4 protein-coding genes are annotated in these 4,359 nt (G+C 55.7%); 2 read left to right on the top strand and 2 right to left on the bottom strand.

The window, feature by feature from the left end; genetic code table 11:
- Positions 1 to 259: 259 nt before the first annotated feature.
- Positions 260 to 1,753, bottom strand: coding sequence for a PilT/PilU family type 4a pilus ATPase (locus tag H6F43_RS05420; protein ID WP_190341442.1), 1,494 nt, complete (start codon positions 1,751 to 1,753; stop codon positions 260 to 262).
- A gap of 419 nt (positions 1,754 to 2,172) precedes the next feature.
- Positions 2,173 to 2,874: a hypothetical protein gene (locus H6F43_RS05425; RefSeq protein ID WP_190341444.1), complete on the bottom strand. Its 702-nt coding sequence runs from the start codon at positions 2,872 to 2,874 to the stop codon at positions 2,173 to 2,175.
- Positions 2,875 to 2,986: 112 nt separating this feature from the next.
- On the opposite strand from H6F43_RS05425, the gene cobU reads away from it, so the two are divergent.
- Positions 2,987 to 3,562, top strand: a complete 576-nt coding sequence (gene cobU, locus H6F43_RS05430; RefSeq protein ID WP_190341447.1) for a bifunctional adenosylcobinamide kinase/adenosylcobinamide-phosphate guanylyltransferase — start codon at positions 2,987 to 2,989, stop codon at positions 3,560 to 3,562.
- A 75-nt stretch (positions 3,563 to 3,637) separates the two neighbouring features.
- Positions 3,638 to 4,359, top strand: a 722-nt coding sequence (locus H6F43_RS05435) for a hypothetical protein (protein WP_347272374.1), incomplete at its 3' end; no start/stop codon positions are given.

The following is a 4,359-nucleotide window of genomic DNA, read 5'->3' on the forward strand; positions in this document are numbered from 1 at the left end:
GGTGGAGAGCTTGCAGATGCGTGGCATCTCCAAACGACGACTCCAACCCTTGAACAGATTCACGCATCAACGCGAGAAACTCCCAACCTGCATATGACCAAAATGGGGTGTGGTGGCATAGAAGGGCGGCACCTGCCGCAAACGAAAGAACGCTATGCTTTGCTGTTATTCTAGCTCAACTGCACCAACTGAATCTCGATCGCAAGGGTGAGGTTAACCGACCTGTCTTGCCACGTCCTACCCACCACACGTGAGCGCTTTAGAGCGATCGCGTATTGATGTAGTCGGCTGTCATTAACCCCGATCGGCTAGAGCGACGCGTGTAGTTTTTCAGCATGTAGGCAAGGTCGTCAGGATTGAGCGACGCCGCAAGGGCAGCATCAGGACTCACCACACCACTCTCGTAGAGATCAAAGAGCGCCTGGTTCATGGTTTGACTGCCGTCCTTACCTTCTTCCATTAGTTGGTAAATTTCGTCAGTGTGCCCTTTTTGGAGATAGTCACGAATCGCGTCGGTGTTGATCATAATCTCCAGGGCTGCCGTGCGTCCGCCCTGATTTGTGGGAACGAGCGCCTGACCAATCACCGATCGCAGCGCATCAACAATTTGAATCCGAACTGTTTCTTGCTCCTCGGGCGTGTAGAAATTCAGCAGGCGCTTGAAGGCGTTCACCGATCCCTTCGTGTGCAGGGTGCCGAGCACGAGGTGCCCAGTCAGCGCGGCTCGCATCGCCGTATCCACGGTTTCACGATCGCGCATTTCTCCGATCAGAATTACGTCCGGGTCTTGCCGCAGCGACGCTCGCAGCGCGTCCTTAAACTCTTGCGTGTGCAGTCCGACTTCCCGCTGCGTAAATAAACAGTGATTTGAGGTGTGGACGTACTCGATTGGGTCTTCGATCGTGACGATTTTGCGCGGCATCGTGTCGTTGAGGTGGCGCAGCATTGCCGCCAAGGTCGTGGACTTACCAGAGTTCACCGGACCCGTAACCAAAATCAAGCCTTGGTGCTCCTCTACCAGATAGCCAAGAATTTCGGGCAGTCCCAGCTTTTGCAGCGTTGGCACTTCCAAGGAAATTAATCGCAGCACCATTGCGCCGCCCCGAAGCGACTGAGAGCAGTTGACGCGACAGCGCACCAAGCCTTCGTACAAAACGGCAGTGTCCAGTTCTTGCCGAGCGTGAAACTGCTCCTGCTGCTCGGGCGTCAGCACTTCTTTCACAAATTCTTCGTACTGGCGATCGGTCACTTTGCCGTAGGTTTCCTGCGGCACAATTTTGCCCTGAATACGGAAGCGCGGGATTTCGCCAACTTGCAGGTGAATATCCGATGCTCCTGCTCGACGGGCATCCTCGACCATGCCGCGGATAGTGCCCTGCCGCAGAATCACCTGACTGGGACCATCGAGCGAGATCGCGTTCAGGCTCATCGCCTCTGAACCCTGAGCCGTGGGTCCGCAGTTGATGCGCCCCTGCATAAAGCCCGCGATGCCAACGTTGGCATCCAGTTTTCGATGAGTCAGGTAGTGCTGAAGCTGCTGAGGAGTGAGAATCTCATGGAGATACTGGTGAAACTGCTCCAGTGTCAACGCGGGAAAGTGGTCTTGAGGAAGGAGTTTACCGCTAATCCCGTAGAAGGGTGGACGCCCTGCTTGAAGATACAGTTTGGTCGCACCTCGGTTGTAGGCGTCCTGGATCACAAACCGAATGGACACAGACGAACTGGATCGAGATGCGGCTGAGGTTACGGTCATAGCAAGTAGCTTCCAAGTCGATGCAGACTGAACGAATTAAACCAGCGATCGCACAGGCGAGAACCCAAACTCCCTCACACCAGCACTTGACTCGTATCCGTCTTGCCTAAATTGCGTGACACCCACGACCTAAGACAAGACGAATATCTGGCAAAAGGATATATGACTGGGCGAGAAATGCAAAGACGCGACCCCAAAAAATCAAAGTCTTTTCATAAATGGAGACAGTTTGTTCCGATCGTATAGAGTTGATCGGGCCTTCCATAAACGAAATTACAGCCTTGAAGCAGCTTAGCCAGAGATAAATAGCCTAGCAGATAGCCGGATAGTACACCCATTAAACTGAACGATCGGACCCGTCAGCAACCGTGCCTACACACGATTACAGTGGCAACAGTGACAGTGGCAACAGTGGCAGACTATGCATCCCGCTCGTGTACAAGTTGACTGTGTAGCCGCACTAAAGTTTCAGCAAGCTGCGCCAGCCGAGTTTCGAGGGACTGTTTGCGGACCAGTAGCTGCCGCAGCTTCTGGAAGCGGGCGATCGCCACGCTCACAGCAGCGACTTGGTCAACGGGACAGTGCCGGAACCACAGTTGCCCATCGTCATTTAGCCCACACAGACGGTAGCCTGGCGTATTCGGCTCCGGAGTTGGCGGCACCGTCGGAGGTAGGCTAGCGTCTGCCGCTCCCCAGTGCTTCTCGACGTAATCCATCAAGCATTCCACATCGGTGTGACGCAGAGCAGGAACGCTGCCGTTGTCTTGTCCGTAGGATTCCAGCCAGCCGTCGATAATCGGTCCTTCCAGGTACACGTCCTGAACTTGCCGCAGAACCTCCTGAAGTTCGGCTTGCCAACCGGACACCACACCCTCAATGTCTTTCAGCAGGGTCATTGCAAGGGCAGGATTCGCGGCATTGCGGTGGCTGGTAAAACTGGGCGATTTTACCCGTGGCAGGATTGGGGTATCTGCGATCGCCTCCGTCGTCTTTCGCACTTCAAACGAGGGAACCTGCTCTGCCGCCTTAGGCTTGGATGCCGTGCCATGAGGGCTGCTCGGAGGCGATGAATTGGCTAATTGATCGAGCGTTGCTTCGATCCGCTGAAGATCTCGTTTCATAAATCCCGTGTGCGAGGTGCGAAAACGACAGGTCCTTTCCGGTGCAAGGGCTAGCTTCAGAGATTATCCGTTAGATTTTTGATCGCACGCAACTTTCTTTTGAGCAATTCCCATGAGCACCTCTGCCGCTGCGCCACGAGTGATTCTGGTTACAGGTCCTGCCCGATCGGGAAAAAGCGAATGGGCAGAAACGCTGGCGAGTCGGTCGAGCCAATCTGTCACCTACGTGGCAACTGCTCAGATTGACCCAACCGATCTAGAGTGGCAAGCGCGGATTGAGCAGCACCGTCTGCGGCGTCCGTCGGACTGGGTAACGCTGCACGTTCCGATCGAGCTTGCTGACACAATCGCCACAGCATCCCATCCAACCTGCTTGCTGATCGACTCGCTGGGAACTTGGTTAGCGAACGGGCTGGAGCAAGACGACACAGCCTGGAATCAGACTGTACAGGACTTGCTAACGACCCTGCGGCACGCCACCTGTCGCGTGGTCATCGTGGCAGAAGAAACGGGGTGGGGCGTGGTGCCTGCCTATGCGATCGGGCGCACCTTCCGCGATCGCCTCGGCTCGCTGACGCGGCAAATTGGGGCGATCGCAGATGAAGTTTACTTAGTGACGGGAGGCTATGTCCTGAACCTAAGCGCGTTAGGAACGCCGTTGCCAACTCCTACGCAAGCGACAAGTTGATGAATTGATCGCACGAAGCAGGAGGATCTGGCGATCGCGTGCCATAATGATGCGACTCTTGTCGGAAAGGCACCTATGGTACAGTCACCTCCATTACCCACTGTTGCTACGCCACATCTAGCGGTTGAGTTTGGACCGAGCCTAGCGTTGGACTTCCAGCTACCTGACCCCGAAGACGCCCAAATTTCTGAGACAGACTTTCAGCAGCAGCTCGATCGCGCTTGGCAAGTGTGCGATCGCGTCACCTTGCAAACCGACCTCTGGCGCGGACGGATTTTGCGGACGGTGCGCGATCGTGAAAAGTGGTATGGCGATGCGCGAGGGACTGGATTTCTCAACTGGCTCAAGGACCGAGAGATCAGCAAGAGTCAGGCGTATGCGCTGATTGAACTGGCGAACAGCGCCGATGTGCTGCTGGAGGACGGCTATCTAGAACCCGATACGGTGAATCAGTTCAGCAAGCGGGCGTTTGTCGAAACCGCCAAAGCTAACCCGGAAGTGCAGCAGATGGTTAGTGAAGCAGCCCAGCGCGGCGATCGCATCACCCGTCGCGAAGTCCGCCAGCTGAATGACGAGTGGACTGCCGTTACCTCAGATCTGCTGCCGCCTGCGCTGAAAGAGAAAGCTGCTGATCAGTCAATTCCAGCGCGCTATCTGGCTCCGCTGGTGCGCGAGATGCAGAGGCTTCCAGAAGCACATCAGGAGCCGATTCGAGCCGCCATTGCCGAGCACCCAGACGTAGACACGCTCAAGCAGGTGACCTCCGAGGCGCGATCGCTGGCGCGGTATCTAGAGGC

Source organism: Leptolyngbya sp. FACHB-36 (genome assembly GCF_014695955.1).
GTDB lineage: Bacteria > Cyanobacteriota > Cyanobacteriia > Leptolyngbyales > Leptolyngbyaceae > FACHB-36.

Bases quoted from the DNA above. Each gene is read 5' to 3' on its own strand.
- H6F43_RS05420 (WP_190341442.1), bottom strand. From the start codon at position 1,753: ATGACCGTAACCTCAGCCGCATCTCGATCCAGTTCGTCTGTGTCCATT.
- H6F43_RS05425 (WP_190341444.1), bottom strand. From the start codon at position 2,874: ATGAAACGAGATCTTCAGCGGATCGAAGCAACGCTCGATCAATTAGCC.
- cobU (WP_190341447.1), top strand. From the start codon at position 2,987: ATGAGCACCTCTGCCGCTGCGCCACGAGTGATTCTGGTTACAGGTCCT.